We start from the raw sequence: 24,969 nt of genomic DNA, 5'->3' as shown, positions 1-24,969 counted from the left end.
AATCCGTTGGTGCCTTGTCTATTTGCAAACTCTGAGGAATCTTATTGCATGAAAAACGATTACATCGGTCGTTTATTGCAAATTTAACTTTTCGAAAGCAATGTTAGAAACAAAATTGCGCGTGTGAGGAAATACAATGGAGACAGTTAAACAGTATTCAGATCTATAGAAAAACGAGGTCCTCCATGAATCAACTTCCCGAAGAAAACCAAAAACGATTTGTTGCCGTGATCAGTAAAAAAGTCGAAGTGGGACGCGCCGTTAACGTATTAGGACACTTGAGTGTAAGCCTTGCGAATCAACTTTCTGATGGCGACGCAGTCTATACCGACTATCACGACCTCGACGGCAATGTTCATCCAAATATCTCGCACTATCCGTTTATCGTCTTGAGAGCGGATAACTCCAACAAAATCAGAAAGCTTCGCCAAGAAGCACTCGATAAAGGCATCCCATTCTCTGATTTTACTCACACCATGGTAGAAGGCGGCTCTGAAATACAACAGCAAACCACCAAAAACACATCAGAAGCAGAGCTAGAATATTTGGGCATTTGTTTGTTCGGCGAGACTGAAACTCTTCGAGAATTGACCAAGAAGTTCAGCTTATATCGCTAAAAGCACGTGATACCTTGGTGATCCTCTCATCATTTTTTCATCAAGCTATCTGTACATTGCCACTTTTAGGGTTAGAATCTAGTGCATCTATCAACCAAAAGTGGCAACACTTACAACGAAATTAAGGAGGAATTTATGTCTTTGTGGTGTTCAATCAACCCACGTTTTTATGGCATGAAGGACCGCTCAAGAGTTTCAGATTTCGCGCTGCGATAATCTCGACTTGAGCGAATAATTACCTTTCGACGAAAACACGTCACCCGAGTACTTTCCCTCAAGCTCGAAGAATTATTGTCAGCTATGACAACGGCGTCTTACGTCCAAAATTCTTGAGAACACTATGAGTACTTTTTTAACTGCACAATCATTAACCCTTTCTCACACAGCAACACCAATCTTCAAAGATCTAACGTTTACGATTCATCGTGGCGACAAAATTGGTCTTATCGGTCATAACGGCTGTGGTAAAAGCTCCCTACTCAAACTGCTTAGCGGTCAATTTGAACCAAGCCAAGGCACGGTTGCCAAAGCCAGTTCATGTTTGATGCGTTATGTTGAGCAGCATTTACCTAAGTCTTTAAGTACACATTCCGTATTGGACGCGTTAGCGGAATCCTTATCCGATGATGAGATTTGGCGCGCCGAACTCTTATTGGATGAACTCGGATTTTCAACCACAGAACGACACATGCCGGTTAAGAATTGCAGTGGTGGTCAGCAAATGCGACTCCTGCTTGCTCGTGCGATTATCCATCAACCTGACTTAGTGCTTCTGGATGAACCAAGCAACCACTTGGACTTGCCATCGCTCCTTTGGTTAGAGCAATTCTTATCAAACTGGAAAGGCTCATTCGTATTGGTATCTCACGATCAAACCTTACTCGATCGCGTCACCAACACCACTTGGGTCATGCGAGATCGCTCTCTGCATCATTTCTCTCTACCTTGTTCTCAAGCAAGACAAGCATTGAAAGAGAAAGATGAAACCGATCAACTTCGCTATGCCAGCGAGCAGAAAGAGATCGACCGAATCGAAAAAAGCGCCAAGCGTTTAGCCACTTGGGGCAAAGTCTACGACAACGAGGATCTTGCTCGAAAAGCCAAGACGATGTTTGCGCGCAAAGAACGTTTAGAGGAAGAACAAACCGAACTGACAGAAGGCACACCGTGGGCGCTACAACTTCAAGGTGAGTCAATGCCAGCAAATCGACTGCTTGAGGTTTTGCCTTTCTCGGTAACGCCACCAAACAGTGATTATCACTTGTTTGATATGGCAGAAATGCGCGTGAAAAGTGGCGACCGAATTGCCGTTCTAGGCAGTAATGGTTGCGGTAAATCGACGTTGTTGAACCTGCTTTATCGTCAGTATGAAGTCATCCAAACCGACCTAGGCAACCAACATGAGAGTGTGACTTTTCACGATCGCTGTCGCTTGGGTTACTACGATCAATCTCTAAGGCAACTCGACGATCATCAATCCATCACGGATGCGTTGCAGTCGTTTGCCAGCATAAGCAGTGAACAGGCAAAACGTTCGCTAATTGGTGCAGGATTCGAGTATGCAAGACACGAGCAGAAAGTCGTCAGTCTAAGTGGTGGAGAGCGAGCAAGGCTGCTGTTTGTTGGCTTAACCCTCGCTCGTTATCACATGTTGTTTTTAGATGAACCGACCAACCATTTGGATATGGAAGGCAAAGAAGAGCTGATTGAAACTCTGCAAAACTTCGAAGGTGCCGCCTTATTGGTGAGTCACGACCGAAGCCTGATAGAGCAAAGCTGTAATCGATTCTGGTTTATTGAAAATGGCTTACTGACGGAGTATTTAAGCGCGGAAGAGGTGTATCAACGCGTAACTGATACAGCACCGAAATCAGCCATCTCGCATTATTGCAATGAAGTAATGTCGATGGAAACAAACACCGCGTCTGATGAGCAATCCGAAGAGCAAATGCTGGAAAGACTGTTGGAGCTGGAAAGCTTGCTGGAAGCCGATTTGGGGCGCAAACCCAAACATCAAAAACCAGCGATGCAAAAGCAATGGCAGCAAGAGATAGAGGAAATTACGGCGCAGCTATAAAAACAAAAGGCACCATTAATTGGTGCCTTTCTTCTATTTTCTATTTTCTATTTTCTATTTTCTATTTTCTAAGAAGGATCTTATTAGTCTTTTTCGAACGTCGCTACGGTCTTAATCACGCCAGACATCATTTCGTTAGCGTCTGATTTCTTAGCCGAACTTTGCATGGTTTGAGTGTTTTGACGCAAGCGTTCACGCAATGCTTCTAGTTCCTTTTGTGTATCCGATAATTCCGTAGATTGGTGGTTACTCATCTTATTCTCTACTTGTACTTAACGATTAATGGAGCGATTTTCATCTAAAGTTTTTATAAGATATAGTTAGCTACCATCTAAAAATTAGATACATCGTTATGTTCAACCTTCAACAACTTGAAACGTTAGTCATGTGCGTGGAATGTGGTTCGTTTTCTGCGGCGGCAAGAAAGCTTGGTAAAGCACAGTCTGCGGTCAGTACTACGATTTCAAACTTGGAAATCGACACAGGACTGACCATCTTTGATCGTACTTCTCGATTGCCTACCTTAACGGCACAAGGCGAGCGACTGCATGCTCAAGCCATCTCCTTGTTAGAGCACGCACAACACGTACAAAATATGCTGCAAACGTTCAATGTGGGAATAGAAGATAGGATCTCGATAGGAATCAATGCGCTTTTACTAACACCGCAGTTTTTTGGCGTGATTGAGGAGTTCTATCAGCAATTCCCGCACACCGAGCTCAATCTCAATGTCTTGAAAAACAATGACATTGCTGATGCTGTCGCGAGTAATGAAGTGGATATCGGTTTTATGTTGTGGGGCAGCACACAGCCTAAGAACGTGCTTTTAGGTTCGATTGGTTACGTGCCGTTTTCTATCGCGGTGCATCAATCACATCCATTATTGGCTGAAGGCTCCGTTTCTTTTGAAGCACTTAAGGCCTATCGGCAAATCGTATTAAAAGACTACCCTGCTCACTACAACGCAAACTTATCGAACTCACTGACCAAAGTGAACGATTTAGAAACCCTAGTAGAGTTGATTAAACTGAATAATAACTGGAGCTTGATACCTGACCACTTGTTTCAAAAACACTCAGATATCGTTCCCCTTAAGCTACAAGGGGAAGAAAAAGATTGGCTTTTACAAATTGACCGTGTGACAGGCAAAGCAAAAGAATTAGGTCCTGTTATGCAGTGGCTTACAGAGCGTTGTTTGGATTTCTATCCTAGCGTACAGCCCAAGTAACAACATTAGTGATAAAAAGAGAATATCCATAACTAGATATTTACTTCAATAATCACTTTAAAATCGTTACCAATAAAAACTAGTAATTAAAATTGATAGTTGTATTCAATACGATGATCACCATCATTAAAATCAACGTTTTCACTCCAGTTTGCATAATAACGAATATTCGATCTTTTATTTAATTGATAAGAGAGCGTAAACTCATGGGTTAGAATATCCTTCTCTTCTGCATAATAATTATCTTTATACTCACTCGAACCAGATAATGTATGCATGTACATTGGGTTATAATTAATCCAGATTTTATCTGTGATGTCGATTTTAGAGTACATGCCAACCACCATAAACGTGCCCGGAATTTCGTAACCATTATCTTCTCCGCTATAATCGTTCGCGACAGTCACGCCGACACCACCTAGAGGAAAAAGCTGCACTATGCCAAACTTGGGAAGCGATTGAACATAACTGTAAGAAGCGTCAAGTCTGTCGTTATCAACGTCATAATTGATATCAATTTGGCGGCCTCGACCTGTTGTTAAGTCAGATTGAAAGTTACGAAGACGAAGTGAGTCAATGCTATCGTCTACACTTTTGTAGAGTGGTTCATCGTTGTCTCTTATACCTAATAAGTCACCACCGATCCCCTTCACTTCAATAACATTCATAGCAAGCGTATTTGGCTTATTTGAATCATAGGCTTGGCCGACTTTAATATTAATGCCTTTATCACTGATGCCAAAACCAGCTTGTGTATATACCGCAAGTGGATCAGACATATCTTGCAGTTTTTCATCTTTATTTTCTTGAGAGACAGCAGGAAGAGAGGCAAAAACACTTAGCAATAATATGGGATATTTAATAGTACTCATAATATAAACCTTTATATTATTTTTATATTCACAGACAACAAAACACAACTTACTATAAATTTACAGTAAGATTTAATTTCGCAATTAAAAAGCAATAATTGTAAGGAATGACCTAGTTGTTATTAAAAATTAACTAGCAACTAGGTTAGTGATTTAATAGTTTGTATAGAAATATAATCAAACTAATTAATAGCATGTTCGAAAGAGGCCATTAGCTCACTCAATTCCGCCGAGGTCGCTGTATCAAATTCACCCTCTTGGAACTTGTCGTAGAAACCGCCCAAGCTGTAAGTGCCTTTTACATCACCGCCCCACCAAGGCATCAACTCAGCCATGGTTTTGATATTTGTCGCGCCGCCGTTTGCACCTGGAGATGTGCTCACTAGCAGAACTGGTTTCTTAGTGTCGCCAAAGAAAGACGTACCTTGAGGCGCAACGCGTGATAGCCAATCGATCGCATTTTTCAGGAATGCTGGCATTGAGCCGTTGTGCTCTGGTGATGCAATGATGATCGCATCGTATTCGTTTAACGTCGCACGCAGTTTGTGTGCGTTTTCTGGGATGCCCTGACCTTCAACGTCCAAACCGTACATTGGCAATTCAAAGTCGTTTAGGTCAATTGTGTTTACTTCTGTTTGGGTAGCTTGGTTTGCTAATGCTTGAACCAATAGACTGTGGATTGAGTGACTGTTGTTGCTACCAGTAAATGCGACGATCTTTTTCATAGTGGAATCCTAGTTACACTTGCCCCTACTCAGCGGGCACTCATTGAATGAGGTGATATTAATTAACTCCAAACAGTGAATAAACTCTATAATAGTGTCTATATAGTTCACCAATAGTGAACAATAATAAGTTCAAGGTAGCAATTACATGGATAAGATCAGAGCATTAACCGTATTTCGTCGAGTCGTGGAGCTAGGCAGCTTCGTCGCAGCTGCAGAAGATTTAAACCTCTCAAAAGCCGCAATAAGTAAGAACATCAATGAATTAGAGAGCTATTTGAAAAGCCCTTTGATTAACCGCACTACCCGCAATTTACACATTACCGATAATGGTCAGCTCTATTATCAGCAAGTGTGTCAGGTTCTCGATGCACTCAACAATGCCGATCGTTCAGTGATTGAGTCTTCGCACACATTAAAGGGCACGCTAAAAGTCAGCATGCCGATGTCATTAGGGTTGATTGAACTAAACCCTATCATTTGCGAGTTTATGAAGCTGCATCCAGAACTTTCCATAGAGGCAATCATGAGCGACGAGCACCTCGATTTGATTGAACAAGGGGTTGATATCGCCATTCGTGGTGGAGAAGAGCTTGGAAATTCAACTTTACGTTCGAGAAAACTGTTAGACATTCGGCGTGTGCTTTGTGCCTCTCCTAATTACTTGGAAGCATCTGCGCCCTTCCTCTCGCCTAGTGATGTGGTAAATCATCGCCTACTGAGTTACAGCCTGTCATCGGCATCACGTCGTTGGACTTTTAATAACGGCAATCAGATTTTAGATGTTGCGATTCCGCCTTGTGTTTATATGGTCAACAGTGGTCTTGCGCTTACCCAAGCGGCATGCGCCGGACTCGGTGTCGCATTACTACCAGATTTCTTTGTCGAGCCTCAGTTAGCTTCAGGTGAATTGGTCGAGATTACCCCTGAGTGGCAGATGGAAAAGCACGCGCTGTACATCGTTTACCCTTACCACAAAGAGCAATCGCAAAAATTACGAGCCTTTATTGATTATGTGGTGGAGAGCTTCCAAGCGCGATTCAACCGTCAGTCAGATCCGCAGCAGATGTACTCTTCGATTATCAAGCTAGGGTCTTGAGCAAAATATTTAGCCAAAGAAAAAGCAATAAAAAAGCCAAACTAAATAGTTTGGCTTTTCATCAAAATCATTCTTGTACCTGATGACTACAGAACAAGAGAACTGAAAGTTTATCGACGGCGGTTGTTAAAACGAGCGCGATCTGTACGCTGTTTAGACGAACGCTCTTTGTGCGCAGACGCAGCCTTTGCTTGTGAAGCTAGAATCGATTCAACCGTCAGTTCCATTGGTTCACGTGGTTCTAATCCATGACGGAAAGTACGTGCACGTGGCGGTAGATTGTATTCGTATTCAGATGCCTTTGGCATGCGCTTGTAACGGTATAGGTAAAAGTTCTCTACACGCTCGCGAGCCCATTCTGTTTTCTTCAGGTATTTAACACTGCTCGCAATGCTTGGCTTAGTGTTGAAACAGTTCATACGCATTGCTGTGTCGAGGATTTCCCAACCGTAATGGTCAACAAGCTGCTGCAACATGTCTTCTAATTTAAGACCGTGCAGAGGGTTGTTCTTCTGCAGTTCAATACGTTCTTCGTCGGTCATAAATTCATGGCTCATGAACGGCTCCTTAATTGTGGGTGGCGAGCGTAGTACTCACCACCTTACCTCTATTAGGTTTAGATTAAATCACTATTACGAATAATCTGTTGTTTGCTTCGTCTCAAAGACGAACTTTACATCCAAGTATTCGCAATGATCGACGCTGGCACTTGGTTACGCAGCGCTAAGCACCTTTTGTTGGTGTGCCATGTACTCTTCAAATGTACCTTGGAAACTCACCAACTGTTTGTCCTTCACATCAATGATTGAAGTCGCCAATGACGATACGAACTCACGGTCATGACTGACAAAAATCAAAGTGCCAGTGTAGTCTTTTAATGCGCTGTTTAACGCTTCAATCGCTTCCATATCCATGTGGTTGGTTGGCTCATCCATCACCAGAACGTTGATGTCTTGCATCATTAGTTTACCAAACAGAAGGCGGTTCTTCTCACCACCCGAGCAGTTTTTCGCTTTTTTGTTGGCATCATCAGCGGTAAACAACAAGCGACCCAGAATGCCACGCACCATTAGGTCATTGTGCTTCACGGTACGCCACTGAGAGATCCACTCAAAGATGGTCAGATCATTATCGAAGTCTGCACTGCTGTCCTGTGGACAGTAACCAATCGAAGCGTTTTCAGACCATTTTACTACGCCCTGAGTTTGCTCTAACTCGTTCACTAGGCAACGCAGCAAGGTCGTTTTACCCACACCGTTTTCACCGATGATCGCAAGGCGAGTGCCCGCTTCAAGTAACAAGTTGCCTTTTTCAAACAACAGTTCATCACCAAACGAGTGACCAAGGTCTTGCAGTTCCAAGGCTAAACGATGCAGTTTTTTACCCTCACCGAAATCAATCGATGGGCTAACACGGCTACTTGCTTTCACTTCGTCGAGTTGGATTTTATCCATCTTTTTAGCGCGCGAACTGGCTTGTTTCGCCTTCGATGCGTTCGCACCAAAACGGTTTACGAAATCTTGAAGTTCGTTGATTTCAGCGGTTTTCTTCGCGTTAGAAGCCAATAGCTGTTCACGACGAAGACCAGATGCCTCAAGGAAGTATTCATAGTTACCAGGGTAAATTCGCAATTCGCCGTAATCGATATCTGCCATGTGAGTACACACAGAGTTTAGGAAGTGACGGTCGTGCGAGATGATGATCATCGTACACTTACGTTGGTTCAACTCTTCTGCCAACCAGTTGATGGTATGAATGTCCAAGTTGTTGGTTGGTTCGTCGAGCAACAAAATATCCGGGTTAGCAAACAGGGCTTGTGCCAAAAGCACGCGCAGTTTCCAGCCTGGAGCAACTTGTTGCATCAAACCAAAATGCAGCTCTTCTTCAATACCCGCTTGCAGCAAAATATCGCCAGCACGGCTTTCTGCTGTATAGCCGTCCATTTCTGCGAACTCGCTTTCAAGCTCAGCGACTTTCATGCCGTCTTCTTCACTCATTTCTGGCAATGAATAGATGCGGTCACGTTCTTGTTTCACTTCCCACAATTTGCGATCACCCATGATCACGGCGTCAATCACGCTGTATTGTTCAAACGCAAACTGATCTTGGCTCAATACGCCAAGTTTTAATCCTGGAGTAATAGAAACGTTGCCTGAACTTGGCATGAGCGCGCCACTCAGGATTTTCATGAACGTAGATTTGCCACAGCCGTTCGCGCCAATCAGGCCATAACGGTTACCGTTGCCAAATTTAGCGGAAATGTTTTCGAACAATGGCTCGGCACCAAATTGCATGGTGATGTTGTTTGTACTAATGATAGCAGTGCCCTCGAAGTAAATTTCTTTTAATAACAAGCTCTTAATTTACTTTCGAGATACTGTTAAAAAAGGTCATATTGAATGTGGCCGCCATTCTATATGATTCATTCATAAGGTGATATAGGTCACATTCATATTGCGCCGAATTTTTCGAAAAACAAAAAGCGCGACATTTGCCGCGCTTTCGTTTTTCTACTCGTCACTATTAAAAGTCGAGGTGGTAGTTATTGTTGGACTGATTTAATGATACGACCCAATTCTTCTCTGATTCATTCGCGCTCATGGGTACCCACTGAGCATACAACTGGCTCCAGTTACCATTTACCTCTAACTCCACTTCGCTGGTTCGTGTTGGATAAATGGTGGTGATGCGCGACATTGGATCGGCCACGACCACACCGTTTTCTGTAGTAAATGCCGCTTTGGTGTAAAGGTGTAAAGCACCATCCGCAGAACCTTGGTAGTTCATCGATATAGTAATGGTTTCTCCGACATCAAATGAAAAATTACGTTCCGCCACAATATCTTGAGTGTTATCGATGGTTTCAACAGTGGGCGTTGGTGCAGGCGTTGAAGAACCACCACCACCGCCGCCTCCACCACCACAAGCGACAATAAACACAGGAACGAACATGATGGTCAGCAGTTTTGTTGAAATTTTCATGTGAAGCTCCTTATTATTCCGCTACTGAAATGGTTTTTCCGCTTACTGGCGTGCTATACCAACTGGTATCCGTTTCACCATTGCTCGATACCCACGCAGGAAAACCGGTATAAGCATGGCTGATGTCCATAAGTTCGATAGGATGTTCCCACTCAGCACGAATGTTGATCGCCCAAGGCATGTTGTTATCGGTCAGGAAGTATTCCGAACCACCCGTATCGTCATCATGCATATTGAATATTGCATTGTTCATCTCAGCAGTACCGGAGAACGACTTAAAGTGCGTTTGCCATGTCATACCAGGGAATGTCGCCACAAAGTCGCCATGGTAGGTATTTTCAGCCGCAAAAATGAAAGAGTCATAAGGTGGATAGCCAACCAAATCTCTCTCCACAGGAGTGGTTAACTCAACAACAAGTTGGTATGCGAGGAGCTCAGCAGCTTGTTGGTTCAAACAACCACTTTGCGTTCGGTAATAAGTACAAGTCTCACTAAGCACGCCAAGCGATTCCAACTCTGCTCGTAGATCTTCTGAAACCACAAGAATCGTTTCACTACCAGATTGTAAGACCGTATGTTCAACCGCCTGCCCATTTTTCGTGAGCGTAACAGAAGCAACGTTTGTCGGGTCAACATTCGGCAGTTTTACAGCAAAGCCGTTTGAAAACCCTGCTCCCATTGCCTGTAAGGTGTAATCCACGGTGATGGTTTTCAGTTCACGTTGACCATTCAACAGTTCAGTCACGCGGTAGCGCCACACCACATCGTTAAAATCGTAATCGCCCATTAATGGCCAGCGATCTTCAAAGGCCATGGTCGCATAAGAATTAGAACTTGGATAAACAGAAGTAACGGTAACATCTGGGTCGTTTTCTTGTACCAGCACTTCGTATTTAGAATCCGTCGTTCCATCCGGGTTTACACCGTCTACTGCGGAGAATGGTGAAACATCGACGGTAAACAGTAAGTCGTTAAAGTCATTGTCACCGTAGGGGCGAAGAAGATCCTCAAACCCCAACACAAGAAACTCGTTTTGCGTATCGATAAACGCAACATTATGTCTACGATAGAGCGCAGTTGATTCAGGGTTAAGGTTCGAATAACTATAGAAAGGCGTGTTCCAAGGACCTAAATTCAAAATATTGTTGTAAGTACTGGCTCCCCACCCATTTGGGATAACGAAAAATGCCAGCGTTTGACCTGCTGTCAACTGCACATTGAGGTCAATCGTATCACCTTCAGCCATCTCACCATCTGGTGCCTTGGAAGCATTAGGGAATACAATCACATGTGCGTTAACTTCGTCTTTGTTTGACGGTGGATTATCAGTGTCGTAAACGAAGTACCCCAATGCATTTCTATAACCAGCCCCTTCATTCAGAAAAGTAATTGAGGCGGTCGCATAAGGGGCTCCATCGAGTTCATCGTCAATATCGATGTTCGAGTAACGCTCTGGTGCGATAAAGGCATTGTTAACGGCTGTACCCTCTGGCAGCATTGAATAAACATTACTGAGAGTGTCTTGTGGCAATGTCCCGGAAATAGAATACATATTATTCGGCTTGCCTTTTAGCGAGTAGTTTGAGCTATCGCTGCCAGATTCATATGTCAAATCACTGGTAGTAAGTGCGTATGCTGACGCAGATGCACAACAACACGTTAGCACGAACATTTTCCTTGTTTTCATATTATTCCCCTCGTCAACTGAATCGTTGGTTGTAAGGGGGATAACGCAAATATAGTGCCGAGTTTAAACCATTAAAAAACAAAATCTTATTTAGATGTTTTTATCATTATCATTTTGAGAATGAAGCTGATAGGCAAAGTGAAGCGAAATAGGAGAAGAAGAAAGAAATGCAAGAGGCGGACATCTGAAACAAAAAGAGCGCCCCGAAAGACGCTGTTAATATCAATTAGTATGAATCTATGAACGCGAAGCCATTGGGTGGCTTGGGCTCATCTCTAACAAGTCCCACAGGTTGCCATAGAGATCTTCAAATACTGCGACTGTGCCGTAGCCTTGCTCCGCAGGCGGGCGAACAAACTTAATGCCCTGCTCTACCATTCGGTTGTAGTCACGCCAGAAGTCATCGGTGTTTAAAAATAGGAACACACGTCCACCAGTTTGATTGCCGATAAAATCATGCTGTTCTGGCTTAGACGCTTTGGCTAGCAATAATGTCACACCATTAGAACCCGGTGGAGAAACCACAACCCAGCGCTTATCTTGCTCTGGTTGGTAAGTATCTTCCACCAGCTCAAACTTCAGCTTATTCACATAGAAATCAATCGCTTCATCGTAATCTTTTACGACCAAAGCAATATGGATAATGGATTGTTTCATCGCGTTATACCTTTAGTTTTCCGCTGATTACCGTCTTTGCAGAGCCAATCAGTTTAATTCGTCCGTTTTCAAGCAGTTCGGTTTGTAAATGACCACCGCGGGCTGAGGCTTGATAGGCACGGAACTGATTTTGAACGAGTTTTTGCGACCAAAACTGAGTCAGTGCGCAGTGGGCTGAGCCTGTAACAGGATCTTCGTTCACGCCCACCCAAGGGGCGAAGTAGCGCGAGATAAAGTCGAGATCCGGGGATTTCGATTGAGCAGTTACCACCACGCCGCGCCCTTTATTATTTTTTAATGCGTCAAAGTTAGGCTCGAGTTCCAACACGGTTTGTTCACTGTCGACTTCAATAAAGCCTTTGCTGTCAAACTGAGCGTAAGAAACCACTTGCTCCGCTTTCAATCCAAGCGCCGCTAACAACGCAGCGTCTTGTTCAACATCCATTTCAAGCTGAGTCGAAGGAAAATCGAGCTCAATAGTCGACTCATTCACTTTTGCATGAAGCTCACCAGAGAGGGTTTGAAAGGCGATGATATCGCCAACCTTCGCTAACCCTTGCTCTTTTAAGATTTGCGCTGTCGCTAATGTGCCATGACCACATAGCGCCACTTCTACTTTAGGTGTGAACCAGCGCAGTCGCATATCTTTCAAACAGAGAAAAGCGGTTTCTGATACCGCCATTTCTTCAGCGATAGAAAACATCAATGCTTCTGGTAACGGTTCTTGTGAAAGGCAAACTCCAGCAGGGTTTCCTTTGAAAGGTTCGGTGGTGAAAGAGTCCACTTGGTAAATATCGAGATCCATGATGCACTTCCTAATACTGCTATTTTGGCAAGATGCCAAACAGCTTATCGGTTTCATGCTAAAGCGACAATGCATGCCCTGATTGTTCTTGCAAAACATAAACAAAAGGCACCCTTCGCGGTGCCTTTTTACATTCTGATGCTTGTTCAGCTCAAACCAATAACGTTCAATTTACCTGAACGAAACTTTAAAATTACTAGATATAATTAACCATTCATATTGGATATCTTATTCCCGTGCTTTGACGGACATCAAAAACAAATCGTTTTTCCTGCCTCTTCAACACTTCTTTGGATGCTCACCCAAAGAAAATAAATAATAAAAATCAAACTCATAGGTATTCAATATGAAACAGCCTTTAAAAGCGTTAGTGCTGGCTCTAGGGTTATCCTTAGGCGCAGCCAACTGTTACGCATTAACTGTCGAACCGCTCGAAAAAGATTTTACTTTGCAGCTACTCGGATCCGGTGGACCAATCTCTGATGACCTGCGTGCATCGTCTGGTGAACTGATTTGGTGGAAAGGAAAATCACGCGTGATGATCGATGCCGGTGGCGGTGTTTATCTGCGTTTTGGTCAAGCGGGCGGCAAACTGGAAGACTTAGACTTCCTTGGTTTAAGCCACTTTCACACTGACCACGTCGCTGACGTTCCTGCCTTATTAAAAGGTGGCTACTTCTTTGATCGTCAAGATCCCCTCGATATCGCAGGCCCAGAAGCAGGCTCTGCATTTCCTAGCTTAACCGGTTACATGAAAGCGCTTTTCGACGGTGATGAAGGTGCGTACGCATATCTGAACGGTTTGTTTGATGGCAGCGATGGCTTGTTCCCAGTCACCATTACTGATGTGCCATACAAAACTTCCCAAGGCACTAAGGTGTACGAGCAAGATGGGTTGACCATTTACGCTCTCGGGATCCCACACGGCGACGTACCTTGTCTCGCTTTCCGAATCGAAAGTACCGAAGGCGTGATGGTGATTTCCGCCGACCAAAACGGCAGTAACCCTGACTTCATCGACTTTGCTAAAGGTGCCGACATTTTATTGATGCCACTAGCCATTCATGAAGAAGCCGACGAAGTCTCATCATTTATGCACGCTAAGCCATCGGTTGTCGGCAAGATCGCCGCAGAAGTGAATCCAAAACTCTTGGTGCTTAACCACTGGATGGGCTTAGGCCTAAAACTCAAACCCGCTTCCATCAAGATCGTTAAAGAGTACTACCACGGTCAAGTTATCGCTGGTCACGACTTATCTAGCTACCCAATGAGCGCAGCGAAGGAGATGTCTCATGAACAATAAACTCGCTCTATCTATCGCGATGACGTCTGTCATTACTTTGAACTCAGGCATGGCGTTTGCCGATGCACCCACCGAGGCTCCCGTTGAAGCTCAATCCAGCTCTCAACATGGCGGTAAGTGTGCGGCTGGTAAATGTGGTACAGAGAAACGCTTTGAGAAACAAGAGTTAAAAGATGATCCGCAAGGCCGTTTGGTACGCGCTCGTGACGGCAAATGTGGCGTGACTGGCGAGGGCATTAACCCTTCGGCTGAAACCATCAAATTAACCAAAAGCAAAATCACAGGTGGGGTATGCGGACAATAACCGATACATCAAAAGGGATTGGGCTGCGCAGCGAACACGTTGATTTGCTGTGTCAGTTGCCCGAGCACCCAGATATCGATTTCCTCGAATTGGCACCGGAAAACTGGATGAATATTGGCGGCTTGAAACGTGAACAGCTGCAAGACATTGCGAAATATTATCCGCTTGTCGCTCATGGCTTGAGCTTATCGATTGGTGATTGCCAACCGTTAAACGAGTCTTTTGTACGAGACGTCGCACGCTTTCTCGATGAATTTAATATCGACATCTATAGCGAACATCTGAGTTTCTCTAGAGACAATCAGGGCTATTTGTATGAACTGCTTCCGATCCCTCGACATAAAGAGAACATTCCGTATTTGGTCGAACGCATTCAACGCGTGCAAGACATTATTCAGCGTCCATTGGCGTTAGAGAATATCTCTTACTACCACGATTACGGACATGAAATGCCAGAGGGCGAGTTTATCGCTGAAGTGAGTGACCGCAGTGGATGTGAGCTGCTTATCGACATCAACAATGTGTTCGTCAACAGCCGAAATCATCATTTCTGCCCTTACGACATGCTGAGTACTTTACCAAGCGACGCGATTCGTTATTACCACATTGCGGGTCACTTGAAAGAGCGTGATGACTTCTTGCTCGATACCCATGGAAAGCCAGTGCCTGATGAAGTGATTGATCTGGCTCGTTACACCTACTCGGTGCATGGCAGCAAACCTTTACTGCTTGAGCGCGACCACAATGTGCCGTCGTTGCTTGTTCTGGCTGAAGAGCTTCGCAGCATTCATGGCGAGATCTTGGATTTCAGTCAAACACTCGAAGTGTTGTGTAAGGAGGTGCTCAATGCTTAATCCTCCGAGCAAAATGCGCGCGCAAACCGAGTCCCTAACGGCTCTAATTCGCACGCCTATGAATCAGCATGCGCTGTGTCGATATAGCGAATTTATCCGCGACAACATCTTGGGTGTCGTTGCGAATACGTTCCCTCTATTTTCTTCGCAGTTCGCTGATGAACAACTTGAACGCATGGTGGATGACTTTGTGGTGATGCATGGCGCGTCCGAGCCTGAGTTTCATCATATTGCCACCGAGTTTGTTCAGTTTTTGCAGCAGAAAGCGCATCAAGATTCCAGCTCCATCTCTGCCGATCAGAAGGCGTTATTGGAATATGAATGGGTGGCGTTCAATGTAGAAATTGACACCTTAGTCGCGGCATTAAATTCACCCTCGAATCCGATATTCGAAGAGAATCAAGTGCTGCAACTCAACCCAACATTAAAGCTGGTCGAAGTGCCTTTCTTGCTGCATCAAGACTCCGTGACCTTCTTAACTGACAGGCGTCACCCTGTGTTTTATGGCGTGTTTCGGAACTCACAGCATCATGTGATATCGCAAAAGCTCAGAGAAGTGGATGTCGCATTGATTCAGCTATTACAACAGCAACCAAACCTGACTCTGGCGCAACTACAACAAATGATTGCTCAGCAACTCGCCAGATTCAGTTTCATGGAGTGGGCTCAACACTTCAGTGAACTAGGACTCGTCAACGTCCGCCCTTCAGGAGAAAAATTATGATTAAGTCAGCCCTCAATTGGTTCGACGGTCTCGTCGAGAAATGCAAAAGATACGATTACTTAGCGTTACTTGCGATTCGTCTCTACCTCATTCCGGTCATTTTTGTTGGCGCTCGCTCTAAGGTGCTGGGTTTCTCTGGCACCGTCGCGTGGTTTGGCGCGTCCACCGCAGATGGTGGTTTGAACTTACCATTTCCCGAGTTGTTAGCGTTTCTTGCCGCAGGTACGGAAGTACTTGGCTGTATTTGTATCGCTTTGGGTTTGTTTACCCGAGTGATGTCGATTCCGATGATTTTCTTGATGAGTGTTGCGAGCGCGATGGTGCACTGGAAACACGGTTGGGATGCCATCGCCACTGGCGGCATGGAAGCAACGGTGCGTTTGAACGGCTTTATTGAATGGTTAGCAACCAACTTCCCAGGTCGATACAACTACATCACCGAATTGGGTGACCCAGTAATGCTCAACAACGGTATGGAGTTCGCAGCGACCTACTTTGTGATGTTGCTGGTGCTGTTCTTCTACGGAGGTGGTCGCTACGTAAGCTTGGATTACTGGTTGAGAAAACCTTTCTCTCGCACACCAGCAAAAGCGTAACTCAAGCGCATCAAGCTTTAACGCTTAATTAAACAGACTAATAATAACCTTATCTAACCCGCTACTCTGGTAGCGGGAAGGAGTCCTTATGTTTGCAGATGTCGTTGATCTGTCGCGGTTTCAGTTCGCTAGTACCGCACTCTATCACTTTATATTCGTCCCACTGACCATAGGTTTGTCTTTCTTGCTGGCCGTTATGGAGTCTTTGTACGTCATGACGGGAAAAACCATCTACAAAGACATGACCAAGTTCTGGGGTAAGTTATTCGGGATTAACTTCGCCGTGGGCGTCGCGACCGGTCTTACCATGGAGTTTCAATTTGGTACCAACTGGGCGTATTACTCTCACTATGTGGGCGATATTTTCGGGGCGCCGCTTGCCATCGAAGCCTTGATTGCCTTCTTCCTCGAATCCACCTTAGTCGGCATGTTCTTCTTCGGTTGGGATCGATTATCAAAACGCCAGCACTTGTCGGTCACTTGGCTGACAGCGCTAGGTTCTAACTTCTCTGGGTTGTGGATTTTGATGGCGAATGGCTGGATGCAAAACCCAGTCGGCGCAGAATTTAATTACCAGACCATGAGAATGGAGATGATCAACTTTGCTGATGTGGTGTTTAACCCTGTCACGCAAGTGAAGTTTGTTCATACCGTGGCTGCCGGTTACACCACAGGTGCTTTGTTTGTGATGGGCATCAGTGCTTACTACTTACTCAAAGGTCGAGATATCTCTTTCGCTCGCCGTTCGTTTGCGGTGGCGTCCGCATTTGGTATGGCGGCGATTGTGTCGACATTGATGCTGGGTGATGAATCGGGTTACGAGCTTGGCGACGTGCAACAGGTAAAACTCGCGGCAATTGAGTCCGAATGGCACACGGAAGAAGCACCCGCCTCGTTCACGCTATTTGGCTTACCAAACCAAGAAACCATGGAAACCGACTACGCGATTAAGGTTCCATACCTAATGGGGCTCATCGCAACTCGCTCGCTGGATGAACCAGTGATGGGCTTACGCGATCTGATGGCGCAGAACGAAGATCGCATCCGCGATGGTATCAAAGCTTACGGCATGCTAGAGGAACTTCGCGCAGGTAACGACAGCCCTGAAAACATCGCTCAATTCGATGAGATGAAGAAAGACCTCGGCTACGGTCTGCTCTTGAAGAAATACACCGATAACGTCACCGACGCGACCGAAAGCCAAATCAAGCAAGCGGCGCGAGACACGATTCCTCAAGTAGCACCACTGTTCTGGAGCTTCCGAATCATGGTGGCTTGTGGGGTATTGATGTTCGCCATTATCGGTTTGTCTTTCGTCCAAGTCTGCCGCAGAAAATTGGGTTCGAGCCCTTGGTTATTGAGAGCGGCACTATGGGCGATTCCATTGCCTTTCATAGCTTGTGAAGCAGGTTGGTTCGTTGCCGAATACGGACGTCAGCCATGGGCAATTGGTGAGGTGCTTCCGGTCAATATGGCAGTATCTAACCTCGCACCAAGTGACATTTGGATTTCGCTCGGCTTTATTTATGTGCTCTACACAGCGTTCTTGATTGTAGAAATGTTCTTGATGGTGAAGTTTGCCAAACGTGGACCAAGCGTGCTTAAAACGGGTCGCTATCACCATGAAGAGAACAACGAAAAAGACAAACAATCCGACACATTCAAACTGATTCATCAGCACTAAGGAGGCACTATGTTTGATTACGAAAACCTACGCCTATTTACTTGGGCGATCGTTGGTGTGCTGTTGATTGGTTTCACCATCACTGACGGATTCGATATGGGGGTGGCCGCGCTGCTCCCAGTTATGGGGAAAAAGAACCTCGAACGTCGCGTAATGCTTAACGCTATCGCGCCACACTGGGACGGCAACCAAGTTTGGCTAATTACCGCAGGTGGTGCCATCTTTGCGATATGGCCCTTGGTATACGCCGCAGCGTTTTCCGGCTTCTACATTGCCATGCTGTTGGTGCTCGCATCCCTTTGGTTGCGTCCTATCGGTATGGATTACAGAGCTAAAATCGATAATCCGCAATGGCGCAACGCATGTGATATCGCCTTGTTCATCAGCGGTGTGATTCCACCGATTATCTTTGGGGTTGGCTTCGGTAACTTGTTAGTCGGTGTGCCGTTCGAGTTAAACAACTTGCTGATGCTCGATTATCAAGGTGGATTCTTTGACTTGCTCACTCCATTCCCAATTCTGTGTGGCTTGGTGAGCTTAACCATGGTGGTGACACAAGGGGCTGCTTTCCTTCAAATGAAAACCAAACATGAGCTACGCACTCGAGCACAAAACATCACGTTGTGGGGCGCGGGGGCAACCATGTTGCTGTTTATGTTTGGCGGTTTGTTCGCGGCATCGCAATCGGGTTACATCATCATAGGCGCAATGCTTAAAGATGGCATTTCAAACCCACTCAACAAACAAGTGGTGAGCATCGCGGGTGATTTATTGCATAACTTCAGCGAAATGCCGCAACTTTGGTTGATTCCATTCACTGCGGTAACGAGCTTACTCGTGTGCTTTTGGGCAACCGTCTCTCGCCGTGCTGGGGTGGCGTTTACTATGTCGAGCATTGCGATTGCTTGCATCATCTTAACGGCAGGCGTCACCTTGTTCCCGATGATCATGCCATCAAGCATCAACCCATCGCACAGCTTAACGTTATGGGATGCGACATCGAGTGAGAAAACGCTCGGCATTATCTCTATCGTTGCCATCATCGTTGTGCCTGTGATTCTGGGCTACACCGCATGGTGTTACTACAAAATGTTCGGACGTTTGGATAACAACTACATCCGCAGCAACAGCTCATCGCTCTATTAAGGAGGCAAGTATGTGGTACATGTGTTGGGTACTTGGCGTGTTACTCGCCTGCGCCTTTGGTGTCATCAATGGTTTATGGCTAGAGAACACAGGACGCTTTGAAGAGGAAGAGTTCTAATTTCTCACTTCAGAATGGAACATTACCAATAACAAACGCCCTCAATCACGAGGGCGTTTGTTCATCTCAATGAGTTTACTCTGCCGTCACTTGATAGCGGCGCACTTCGTATTGATCTTGTTCTGAATAAAACGTATTGAGGAACTCGCCACCCGCTTTTTCGATCACGCGTCTTGATGCGGTATTGTTCACATCACAAGTAACGATTGCGCTGCCTTCAAGAACCTCAGCTTTCACCCAGTTCAACATAAATGTGGCGATGCCTTTGCCTTGAGCATCTGGCGCGGTTTCGTAACCAATGTGCCCAATCACATTTTCAAGGTAGTCGTTATTACCGTTACGAACTCGAATCGAACCAAGTATCATCCCCTCCTTGATACAAAAGTAAGTCGAAGACGGCGTCCAACCTTCCGGCAAACCTTCGCCTTTCGCGTATCCAATTCGTTTTTTCAGCAGCGCGTCACTGTCGCGTTGGGCGGCGACGTACATTTCCATTCCCGCCTGAGCACACTTTTCAACATACTGCTCAAACGCTTCAAAATGGCTGAGATTGGCTTTAGCTATTTCCATATCATTTCACTTATTTAGGCTTATTTCATATGCGCTTTAAATGACATAAAAACATAAAGCTCAAAAGAAAAACATTACTTTTGAGCTTTACTAGAGTATCGATGCTCTTACATTTTTAAACTGTGTGCTTAGATTTCGCCAGATTTAATTTTTTGCTGAGCGTCACTAATAGTTTGCTCACCAAATAAAATTTGAATCATCGATTCAATACGCTTTGTATCGTCACCAAATTTGTCTAAATTACCATTGTTGGACGCTTTAAATTCAACGTGGCCGACTTTCTGATCATTCTTGTAGGCGTTAATTTTTGCATCAGCGATAAACGTTCTCAAATCCCAACTCCAACGTGAAACGTAAGTTAACGTCAGTTCGTCTGTCTTAGGCGCTGTACCGTCACTTACAACAGTACATTTACGTGCTGTGTCTAAGCACCATTCTTGCAACGAATCCATGAACACTTCCCTTGTCGCATCATCTTTTACGATAGTGATTTCTTTGCTTTGATTCGACTGTGCAATAGGCTCAGCAGTGAATTTAGGAGCAGAACAACCTGCTAATATAACCGGAAGAGCCAGAACGAGTGCTTTTTTAAACATATTTTTCTCTGTTTTTAAATGACAACCAATGACGCCAAATGAATAATCAGCATCGAATATTGGATTCTGGCAGTTTTAATTCAACACCTCAATAATCCTTCTCACAAAATCAACAGGATAAATAATTCATAACTCATTTATCTTCCTTGCACTTAGTGTTTAGTTTCTCACCAGACATTCATTTTGAAATACAACAAGAAACAGCTGATAAAGATCAAGCCACACCATGAAAAAAAGGTTATCGCCTTCTGTTCAGTCGTTGCTTCCTCAGGATCTGGGTACAAAATGCCGTAAAGGCAGGCGATGGGGATCAGCTCGTAGGTTTTGCCAATGTATTGATGCCCCATTTCGAGAAATGGTGGAACGTACAAATACACCACAGCGTAAACAATAAAATAAAGTATGCCGAGGATCCGGTTCAAGCCAATGACTTGCCCTTCTCGATAAAACCAAATTAACGCCGCTACCCCTGCAAGTATTGCGATGAGTAAAAACATCCGTTCTTCTACCCTTCTTTTTAATTTTCTCCCACCCTATTTAAACCACCCAATTAATCAATCAGTTATGCAACTAAACACGATACAGCTCAAATAGAAAAAGGCACCAATCGGTGCCTTTGTGACGCTCTAACGCGTTTACTAATATGTCACTTTAAGTGCCTCGCGAGCTTTTAAGTTCCGCACAGCATGCTTAGGCGCCTCTGCCAAGACGTATAAACGTCTCAAACTGGTGTACTTACAGTTCGTGCTCAGTACGTGCGATGATGTCGTCTTGCGCGTCAGGTGATAGCGCGGTGAAGAAGGCCGAGTAGCCTGCAACTCGCACAACAAGGTCACGATATTGTTCAGGGTTCTTCTTCGCAGCTAACAAGGTCTCGCGAGAGACGATGTTGTACTGCACGTGCCAACCTTTGTGGTGGTTGAAGAAGGTACGAATGAGCATAGAGAGCTTGAGCTTATCCCCTTCAGACTCAACCGCTGCCGGGCTTAACTTCTGGTTAAGCAGCACGCCACCAAGGATCTTATTCGCTTGGATCTTACCGACCGAGTTGTATACCGCTGTTGGACCTAAACGGTCTGAGCCAGATGACGGGCTTGCACCTTCTGCCAGTGGTGTTTTCGCTTTACGACCGTCCGGCGTTGCCATGGTTGAGGCGCCGAATGGGACGTTTGCCGAGATGCTTGATGTACCTGCGTAGTAACCTCCGCCAATTGGACCACGCCCATGACGCGTATTAACGAACTGCTCTAGCTCATCAATGTACACTTGGTACGCGTCTGCCAGCAGTTGGTCTACCGCGTCATCATCGTTACCGTATTTTGGTGCAAAGTTGATAAGACGTTGGCGAAGCTGCTCGTTCTCCATGCCGTCGAAATCTTCTGCTAATGCTTTTGCCAGCTCTGGTTGGGTGATTTGCGCATCATCGAAAACAAGATGTTTGATTGCTGCTAGGCTGTTACCCAAGTTTGCGATACCGACTTGCAAGCCAGATACCCAATCGTATTTCGCGCCACCTTCTTTCACGGTTTTACCGCGAGCCAAACAGTCATCCACCAGCGTTGAACAGAATATGTCTTGTGCCTGCTGTTCAAGCACACTGTCGACTACCGTATCAATCTCAATCGATTTACGGGTGTAGTAGCGGATTTGCTCTGCCCAAGAAGCCGTCACTTGCTCAAAGTTCTCAAAGTTACCTTTTGCTAATGACTTATCGTGCGGCAAGAAGGCTTTACCCGTTGTTGCATCCACACCTTCGTTCAATGAAGCGAGCAGGATACGAGCGAAGTTAATGAAGCTCATGCCCGTACAACGGTAACCCCATTTGCCGGGAACCGCCGTCTCGATACAGCCGATAGATGCGTAGTTGTAAGCGTCTTCTTTCTCTACGCCAAGCTTGATGAATTCAGGAATAACAATCTCATCGTTGTTGAACGCTGGCATACCGAAGCCGCATTTAATCACTTCGATACAGCCCATTAAGAACTCTTGGTTCAAACCTTCGTGATAACGCACACTCAAGTTAGGTTGCGTCGAACGTAACTGACCACAAGATTCCAGAATCGCCCAAGAAAGGGGATTCACTGCGTCTTCAGGCTCACCCTTTTCATTCAACTTCTGACCGCCGATACACACGTTTTGATACAGCGGAGAACCTGCCGATGCTTTCGAGTGAGCACCAGAGCGAATCTTGTTTACTTCAAGCAGCTTCAACCAACAGCTTTGTAAAAGCTCTAATGCAAAGTCTTTCTCAATCGTGCCGTTTTCGATATCGCGAACATAAAATTCGTTTAGGAATTGGTCCATACGACCGAAAGAAACCGAGTGACCGTTCGATTCGATTTGTAGCATCAATTGAACGAAGTAGCTCAATTGCAGTGCTTGCCAGAAGTTTTCTGGTGCGTGGTTCGCGACATGACGACAGTTTGCTGCAATACTTTCTAATTCAGCTTTGCGTAGCGGGCGTATCTCTTCTAACGCCATTTTTGCCGCCAATTCAGCGTAGCTCACCATGTGATCTTGAATCGCAAGTAGTACGATTTCGACCGATTTGTAGAACTGCTCTTTCTTCAAGCCTTCAAAGGTCGAAACATCATTGTTAGCACGGTGCTGACGAACATCCTCTAGCAAGCCGTTCATGCCTAGCTTCAAGATTTTTTCGTTATCCACCGCAAGGTGCGCATCACCCGAAGTCATGTTGCCTTCGGCTTTAATGATGGTGCTAGCTAAGATCTCTTGTTGCTCATCAGTAAACAAGCCATAACAACGGTCTTGAACGGTTTTGCCACGCCAGTACGGTGTGATGCTGTGGATGCTTTGCTTATCTTCTTCAGTGACCGCAAAGCCTGCACCAGGACGGTCGGCTAGCTCATCAATTTCCGCTTCAATCCAACGGACTGTATATTCTGGGAAAATAGGCGCAGCGCGCACTTTGCTCGCTTGGTTACCGACGATCAATTCATCGTGTTTAATCCAAATAGTACGAGTGCGTAAGTGCTCTTGCAATGCTAGCGCACGTTGGACAATTACAGGTTTGTCTTCGTTTGCTTGATAAGCACGAGTGTATGCCTCTGCACGCTCGGTACAGACAGGTGGCGTTACGATATTTACCAGTGCCGATTTGTGCGCTTTGATACGCTCAGGAAGGCAATTCAGGTCCATAGTTAACCTCTTACAATCACGTTAAGTTGGGTGTTTTCGCTTGCGTATTGCATGGCGCTTTCTAGCAGTTCTGGTTTGTTTAGTGGCTTGTCAGAACACTCGTAAGGCATATCGAGCAAACGGTATTTATTGATGCCGAGCGTGTGGTACGGCAGCAAGTGAAGTTCTTGGCAGCTTTCTAGTGAAGCCGCAAAATCGATGATGTCTTTCAACTCTTCGATGGTGTCATTGAACCCCGGCACCACGGGAACGCGAATCACAATGCGTTTCGCGATAGGTGCCAGTTTTCGGAAATTGTCTTTGATGCGTTTTAGTGAACCTTTCGCCCAGCTAAGAAACTTCTCTTCATCGGTGTGTTTTAAATCCGCCAACCAACAATCGATATGCGGCGCGGCTTTTTCGACGTTCTTCCACGGCACATGCATACACGATTCAATCGCAGTCGAGACTTGGTTGTCATGCAGACGCTGCGCGAGTTCTGCCACCAAATCTGCTTGCATGAGTGGCTCACCACCGGAGAAGGTCACACCACCTTGGCTTTGGTCGTAGAAAGGTTTGTCTTTCATTAAGGTGTCGAACAGCATGTCTGATTTCGCTTCTTCACCGCAGACAGTCAATGCTTGCGTAGGACAGACGTTTCGAAGCGCGATCAGTTGGTCTTCTTTGATGGCTTTGCGATTGATGATGATCTGGTTGTCGATGCGTTGAATACCATCGCTCACCGTTTCACTACCCGCAGTAGATTGAGTTGTAGTTTGATAAGCAGAAACGCACAGCTGGCAATCTTCCATGCAACTTCGCTGATCAAATAAGAGTGAATGCTTTTCGTTGCGGCTTTCTGGGTTTTGACACCAAGGGCAAGACAAACTGCATCCTTTAAGAAAAAGAATGGAACGAATGCCATCGCCATCATGGGTAGAGAATCGTTGGATATTGAAATACATCTCTGCTTGCCTCTTGGTCTGTGCTACCGCTGTGTACTTAATCCGTTTCTTGCTGGTTAAGTCTTATCAGCGGCTTTTCTTTGTTCGAACTGAAAGCTTCATTTGAGCGTTTACAAGTTTCACTTAACTTTCATTTAATGAAATTATTATAGTTTCAAATGAAATTTCAATTGATCAAAATCAAGATCTCGTTCGATTGTCAGATCTATAGTGATCCCATCA

The 24,969-nt window shown here is 45.2% G+C and carries 26 protein-coding genes; 12 read left to right on the top strand and 14 right to left on the bottom strand.

Annotated features, from left to right (window positions below):
• The first annotated feature begins 185 nt into the window (after nucleotides 1-185).
• Both C1S73_RS20080 and C1S73_RS20075 read left to right on the top strand, forming a co-directional pair.
• Nucleotides 186-617, top strand: coding sequence for a DUF2000 domain-containing protein (locus tag C1S73_RS20080; protein WP_038869108.1), 432 nt, complete (start codon nucleotides 186-188; stop codon nucleotides 615-617).
• A 340-nt stretch (nucleotides 618-957) separates the two neighbouring features.
• The gene (locus C1S73_RS20075; RefSeq protein WP_038869106.1) at nucleotides 958-2,694 is read left to right on the top strand and encodes an ABC-F family ATP-binding cassette domain-containing protein; all 1,737 of its coding nucleotides are present in this window, start codon (nucleotides 958-960) and stop codon (nucleotides 2,692-2,694) included.
• An 83-nt stretch (nucleotides 2,695-2,777) separates the two neighbouring features.
• Here C1S73_RS20075 and C1S73_RS27925 read toward each other — a convergent pair whose 3' ends face one another.
• Nucleotides 2,778-2,948, bottom strand: a complete 171-nt coding sequence (locus tag C1S73_RS27925) for a hypothetical protein (protein WP_167391665.1) — start codon at nucleotides 2,946-2,948, stop codon at nucleotides 2,778-2,780.
• A gap of 98 nt (nucleotides 2,949-3,046) precedes the next feature.
• Here C1S73_RS27925 and C1S73_RS20070 point away from each other — a divergent pair, with 98 nt between their 5' ends.
• Nucleotides 3,047-3,922, top strand: coding sequence for a LysR family transcriptional regulator (locus C1S73_RS20070; RefSeq protein WP_038869104.1), 876 nt, complete (start codon nucleotides 3,047-3,049; stop codon nucleotides 3,920-3,922).
• An 86-nt stretch (nucleotides 3,923-4,008) separates the two neighbouring features.
• On the opposite strand, the gene C1S73_RS20065 is transcribed toward C1S73_RS20070, so the two are convergent.
• Both C1S73_RS20065 and C1S73_RS20060 read right to left on the bottom strand, forming a co-directional pair.
• Nucleotides 4,009-4,794 carry a hypothetical protein gene (locus C1S73_RS20065; RefSeq protein WP_038869102.1) on the bottom strand — a complete coding sequence of 262 codons (786 nt, stop codon included), beginning with the start codon at nucleotides 4,792-4,794 and terminating at the stop codon, nucleotides 4,009-4,011.
• Nucleotides 4,795-4,976: 182 nt separating this feature from the next.
• A complete protein-coding gene (locus C1S73_RS20060; RefSeq protein ID WP_038869100.1) occupies nucleotides 4,977-5,519 on the bottom strand; it encodes an NADPH-dependent FMN reductase in 543 nt (180 codons plus the stop codon).
• 148 nt (nucleotides 5,520-5,667) lie between these two features.
• Here C1S73_RS20060 and C1S73_RS20055 point away from each other — a divergent pair, with 148 nt between their 5' ends.
• The gene (locus tag C1S73_RS20055; protein WP_038869098.1) at nucleotides 5,668-6,618 is read left to right on the top strand and encodes a LysR family transcriptional regulator; all 951 of its coding nucleotides are present in this window, start codon (nucleotides 5,668-5,670) and stop codon (nucleotides 6,616-6,618) included.
• 110 nt (nucleotides 6,619-6,728) lie between these two features.
• Here the strand turns inward: C1S73_RS20055 and C1S73_RS20050 are convergent, their stop codons facing one another.
• The 6 genes from C1S73_RS20050 to C1S73_RS20025 form a co-directional block, all read right to left on the bottom strand.
• On the bottom strand, nucleotides 6,729-7,160 hold the full coding sequence (locus C1S73_RS20050; RefSeq protein ID WP_038869186.1) for a VF530 family protein: 432 nt from the start codon (nucleotides 7,158-7,160) through the stop codon (nucleotides 6,729-6,731).
• A 171-nt stretch (nucleotides 7,161-7,331) separates the two neighbouring features.
• Entirely contained in the window at nucleotides 7,332-8,936 is a 1,605-nt protein-coding gene (locus C1S73_RS20045; RefSeq protein WP_080774342.1) for an ABC-F family ATPase, read from the bottom strand.
• Nucleotides 8,937-9,141: 205 nt separating this feature from the next.
• Nucleotides 9,142-9,600 (bottom strand): hypothetical protein, encoded by a 459-nt coding sequence (locus tag C1S73_RS20040; protein WP_038869097.1) that lies wholly within the window; start codon nucleotides 9,598-9,600, stop codon nucleotides 9,142-9,144.
• A 13-nt stretch (nucleotides 9,601-9,613) separates the two neighbouring features.
• Entirely contained in the window at nucleotides 9,614-11,287 is a 1,674-nt protein-coding gene (locus C1S73_RS20035) for an LruC domain-containing protein (RefSeq protein WP_038869095.1), read from the bottom strand.
• Nucleotides 11,288-11,524: 237 nt separating this feature from the next.
• Nucleotides 11,525-11,944, bottom strand: a complete 420-nt coding sequence (locus C1S73_RS20030; protein ID WP_038869092.1) for a VOC family protein — start codon at nucleotides 11,942-11,944, stop codon at nucleotides 11,525-11,527.
• Nucleotides 11,945-11,948: 4 nt separating this feature from the next.
• A complete protein-coding gene (locus tag C1S73_RS20025; protein WP_038869091.1) occupies nucleotides 11,949-12,749 on the bottom strand; it encodes a PhzF family phenazine biosynthesis protein in 801 nt (266 codons plus the stop codon).
• 346 nt (nucleotides 12,750-13,095) lie between these two features.
• Here C1S73_RS20025 and C1S73_RS20020 point away from each other — a divergent pair, with 346 nt between their 5' ends.
• The 8 genes from C1S73_RS20020 (at nucleotide 13,096) to cydX (ending at nucleotide 19,478) form a co-directional block, all read left to right on the top strand.
• Nucleotides 13,096-14,052 (top strand): MBL fold metallo-hydrolase, encoded by a 957-nt coding sequence (locus tag C1S73_RS20020; protein ID WP_038869089.1) that lies wholly within the window; start codon nucleotides 13,096-13,098, stop codon nucleotides 14,050-14,052.
• The gene (locus tag C1S73_RS20015) at nucleotides 14,042-14,356 is read left to right on the top strand and encodes a hypothetical protein (protein WP_005436274.1); all 315 of its coding nucleotides are present in this window, start codon (nucleotides 14,042-14,044) and stop codon (nucleotides 14,354-14,356) included. Before C1S73_RS20020 ends, C1S73_RS20015 begins: the two co-directional genes overlap by 11 nt.
• Nucleotides 14,344-15,210, top strand: a complete 867-nt coding sequence (locus tag C1S73_RS20010) for an MbnB/TglH/ChrH family RiPP precursor modification enzyme (protein ID WP_010453176.1) — start codon at nucleotides 14,344-14,346, stop codon at nucleotides 15,208-15,210. The genes C1S73_RS20015 and C1S73_RS20010 overlap by 13 nt, the downstream gene beginning before the upstream one ends.
• A complete protein-coding gene (locus tag C1S73_RS20005; RefSeq protein ID WP_038869088.1) occupies nucleotides 15,203-15,934 on the top strand; it encodes an HvfC/BufC family peptide modification chaperone in 732 nt (243 codons plus the stop codon). The genes C1S73_RS20010 and C1S73_RS20005 overlap by 8 nt, the downstream gene beginning before the upstream one ends.
• Nucleotides 15,931-16,530, top strand: coding sequence for an HvfX family Cu-binding RiPP maturation protein (locus C1S73_RS20000; RefSeq protein WP_005429408.1), 600 nt, complete (start codon nucleotides 15,931-15,933; stop codon nucleotides 16,528-16,530). The genes C1S73_RS20005 and C1S73_RS20000 overlap by 4 nt, the downstream gene beginning before the upstream one ends.
• 88 nt (nucleotides 16,531-16,618) lie before the next feature.
• Nucleotides 16,619-18,214 carry a cytochrome ubiquinol oxidase subunit I gene (locus tag C1S73_RS19995; RefSeq protein ID WP_038869086.1) on the top strand — a complete coding sequence of 532 codons (1,596 nt, stop codon included), beginning with the start codon at nucleotides 16,619-16,621 and terminating at the stop codon, nucleotides 18,212-18,214.
• A 9-nt stretch (nucleotides 18,215-18,223) separates the two neighbouring features.
• Nucleotides 18,224-19,360 carry a cytochrome d ubiquinol oxidase subunit II gene (gene cydB / locus C1S73_RS19990; RefSeq protein ID WP_038869084.1) on the top strand — a complete coding sequence of 379 codons (1,137 nt, stop codon included), beginning with the start codon at nucleotides 18,224-18,226 and terminating at the stop codon, nucleotides 19,358-19,360.
• Nucleotides 19,361-19,370: 10 nt separating this feature from the next.
• Nucleotides 19,371-19,478: a cytochrome bd-I oxidase subunit CydX gene (gene cydX / locus C1S73_RS19985; RefSeq protein ID WP_010453186.1), complete on the top strand. Its 108-nt coding sequence runs from the start codon at nucleotides 19,371-19,373 to the stop codon at nucleotides 19,476-19,478.
• A 75-nt stretch (nucleotides 19,479-19,553) separates the two neighbouring features.
• On the opposite strand, the gene C1S73_RS19980 is transcribed toward cydX, so the two are convergent.
• The 5 genes from C1S73_RS19980 to C1S73_RS19955 form a co-directional block, all read right to left on the bottom strand.
• Entirely contained in the window at nucleotides 19,554-20,048 is a 495-nt protein-coding gene (locus C1S73_RS19980; RefSeq protein WP_038869081.1) for a GNAT family N-acetyltransferase, read from the bottom strand.
• Between the two features lie 128 nt (nucleotides 20,049-20,176).
• A complete protein-coding gene (locus C1S73_RS19975; protein ID WP_038869080.1) occupies nucleotides 20,177-20,644 on the bottom strand; it encodes an Sbal_3080 family lipoprotein in 468 nt (155 codons plus the stop codon).
• A 167-nt stretch (nucleotides 20,645-20,811) separates the two neighbouring features.
• A complete protein-coding gene (locus tag C1S73_RS19970; RefSeq protein ID WP_038869078.1) occupies nucleotides 20,812-21,141 on the bottom strand; it encodes a hypothetical protein in 330 nt (109 codons plus the stop codon).
• 238 nt (nucleotides 21,142-21,379) lie between these two features.
• Nucleotides 21,380-23,803: a formate C-acetyltransferase/glycerol dehydratase family glycyl radical enzyme gene (locus tag C1S73_RS19960; RefSeq protein WP_038869077.1), complete on the bottom strand. Its 2,424-nt coding sequence runs from the start codon at nucleotides 23,801-23,803 to the stop codon at nucleotides 21,380-21,382.
• A 2-nt stretch (nucleotides 23,804-23,805) separates the two neighbouring features.
• On the bottom strand, nucleotides 23,806-24,747 hold the full coding sequence (locus tag C1S73_RS19955) for a glycyl-radical enzyme activating protein (protein ID WP_038869076.1): 942 nt from the start codon (nucleotides 24,745-24,747) through the stop codon (nucleotides 23,806-23,808).
• Between the last annotated feature and the right edge of the window lie 222 nt (nucleotides 24,748-24,969).

Origin of the sequence: Vibrio jasicida 090810c (assembly GCF_002887615.1) — a bacterium.
GTDB classification, from domain to species: domain Bacteria; phylum Pseudomonadota; class Gammaproteobacteria; order Enterobacterales; family Vibrionaceae; genus Vibrio; species Vibrio jasicida.
Note: the sequence above shows the minus strand (reverse complement) of the source record. Positions and strands in the feature narration are given on the sequence as shown.

What these genes read in the sequence shown, in the direction of transcription:
- C1S73_RS20080 (WP_038869108.1), top strand. Translation starts at nt 186, where the DNA reads ATGAATCAACTTCCCGAAGAAAACCAAAAACGATTTGTTGCCGTGATC.
- C1S73_RS20075 (WP_038869106.1), top strand. Translation starts at nt 958, where the DNA reads ATGAGTACTTTTTTAACTGCACAATCATTAACCCTTTCTCACACAGCA.
- C1S73_RS27925 (WP_167391665.1), bottom strand. Translation starts at nt 2,948, where the DNA reads ATGAGTAACCACCAATCTACGGAATTATCGGATACACAAAAGGAACTA.
- C1S73_RS20070 (WP_038869104.1), top strand. Translation starts at nt 3,047, where the DNA reads ATGTTCAACCTTCAACAACTTGAAACGTTAGTCATGTGCGTGGAATGT.
- C1S73_RS20065 (WP_038869102.1), bottom strand. Translation starts at nt 4,794, where the DNA reads ATGAGTACTATTAAATATCCCATATTATTGCTAAGTGTTTTTGCCTCT.
- C1S73_RS20060 (WP_038869100.1), bottom strand. Translation starts at nt 5,519, where the DNA reads ATGAAAAAGATCGTCGCATTTACTGGTAGCAACAACAGTCACTCAATC.
- C1S73_RS20055 (WP_038869098.1), top strand. Translation starts at nt 5,668, where the DNA reads ATGGATAAGATCAGAGCATTAACCGTATTTCGTCGAGTCGTGGAGCTA.
- C1S73_RS20050 (WP_038869186.1), bottom strand. Translation starts at nt 7,160, where the DNA reads ATGACCGACGAAGAACGTATTGAACTGCAGAAGAACAACCCTCTGCAC.
- C1S73_RS20040 (WP_038869097.1), bottom strand. Translation starts at nt 9,600, where the DNA reads ATGAAAATTTCAACAAAACTGCTGACCATCATGTTCGTTCCTGTGTTT.
- C1S73_RS20035 (WP_038869095.1), bottom strand. Translation starts at nt 11,287, where the DNA reads ATGAAAACAAGGAAAATGTTCGTGCTAACGTGTTGTTGTGCATCTGCG.
- C1S73_RS20030 (WP_038869092.1), bottom strand. Translation starts at nt 11,944, where the DNA reads ATGAAACAATCCATTATCCATATTGCTTTGGTCGTAAAAGATTACGAT.
- C1S73_RS20025 (WP_038869091.1), bottom strand. Translation starts at nt 12,749, where the DNA reads ATGGATCTCGATATTTACCAAGTGGACTCTTTCACCACCGAACCTTTC.
- C1S73_RS20020 (WP_038869089.1), top strand. Translation starts at nt 13,096, where the DNA reads ATGAAACAGCCTTTAAAAGCGTTAGTGCTGGCTCTAGGGTTATCCTTA.
- C1S73_RS20015 (WP_005436274.1), top strand. Translation starts at nt 14,042, where the DNA reads ATGAACAATAAACTCGCTCTATCTATCGCGATGACGTCTGTCATTACT.
- C1S73_RS20010 (WP_010453176.1), top strand. Translation starts at nt 14,344, where the DNA reads ATGCGGACAATAACCGATACATCAAAAGGGATTGGGCTGCGCAGCGAA.
- C1S73_RS20005 (WP_038869088.1), top strand. Translation starts at nt 15,203, where the DNA reads ATGCTTAATCCTCCGAGCAAAATGCGCGCGCAAACCGAGTCCCTAACG.
- C1S73_RS20000 (WP_005429408.1), top strand. Translation starts at nt 15,931, where the DNA reads ATGATTAAGTCAGCCCTCAATTGGTTCGACGGTCTCGTCGAGAAATGC.
- C1S73_RS19995 (WP_038869086.1), top strand. Translation starts at nt 16,619, where the DNA reads ATGTTTGCAGATGTCGTTGATCTGTCGCGGTTTCAGTTCGCTAGTACC.
- cydB (WP_038869084.1), top strand. Translation starts at nt 18,224, where the DNA reads ATGTTTGATTACGAAAACCTACGCCTATTTACTTGGGCGATCGTTGGT.
- cydX (WP_010453186.1), top strand. Translation starts at nt 19,371, where the DNA reads ATGTGGTACATGTGTTGGGTACTTGGCGTGTTACTCGCCTGCGCCTTT.
- C1S73_RS19980 (WP_038869081.1), bottom strand. Translation starts at nt 20,048, where the DNA reads ATGGAAATAGCTAAAGCCAATCTCAGCCATTTTGAAGCGTTTGAGCAG.
- C1S73_RS19975 (WP_038869080.1), bottom strand. Translation starts at nt 20,644, where the DNA reads ATGTTTAAAAAAGCACTCGTTCTGGCTCTTCCGGTTATATTAGCAGGT.
- C1S73_RS19970 (WP_038869078.1), bottom strand. Translation starts at nt 21,141, where the DNA reads ATGTTTTTACTCATCGCAATACTTGCAGGGGTAGCGGCGTTAATTTGG.
- C1S73_RS19960 (WP_038869077.1), bottom strand. Translation starts at nt 23,803, where the DNA reads ATGGACCTGAATTGCCTTCCTGAGCGTATCAAAGCGCACAAATCGGCA.
- C1S73_RS19955 (WP_038869076.1), bottom strand. Translation starts at nt 24,747, where the DNA reads ATGTATTTCAATATCCAACGATTCTCTACCCATGATGGCGATGGCATT.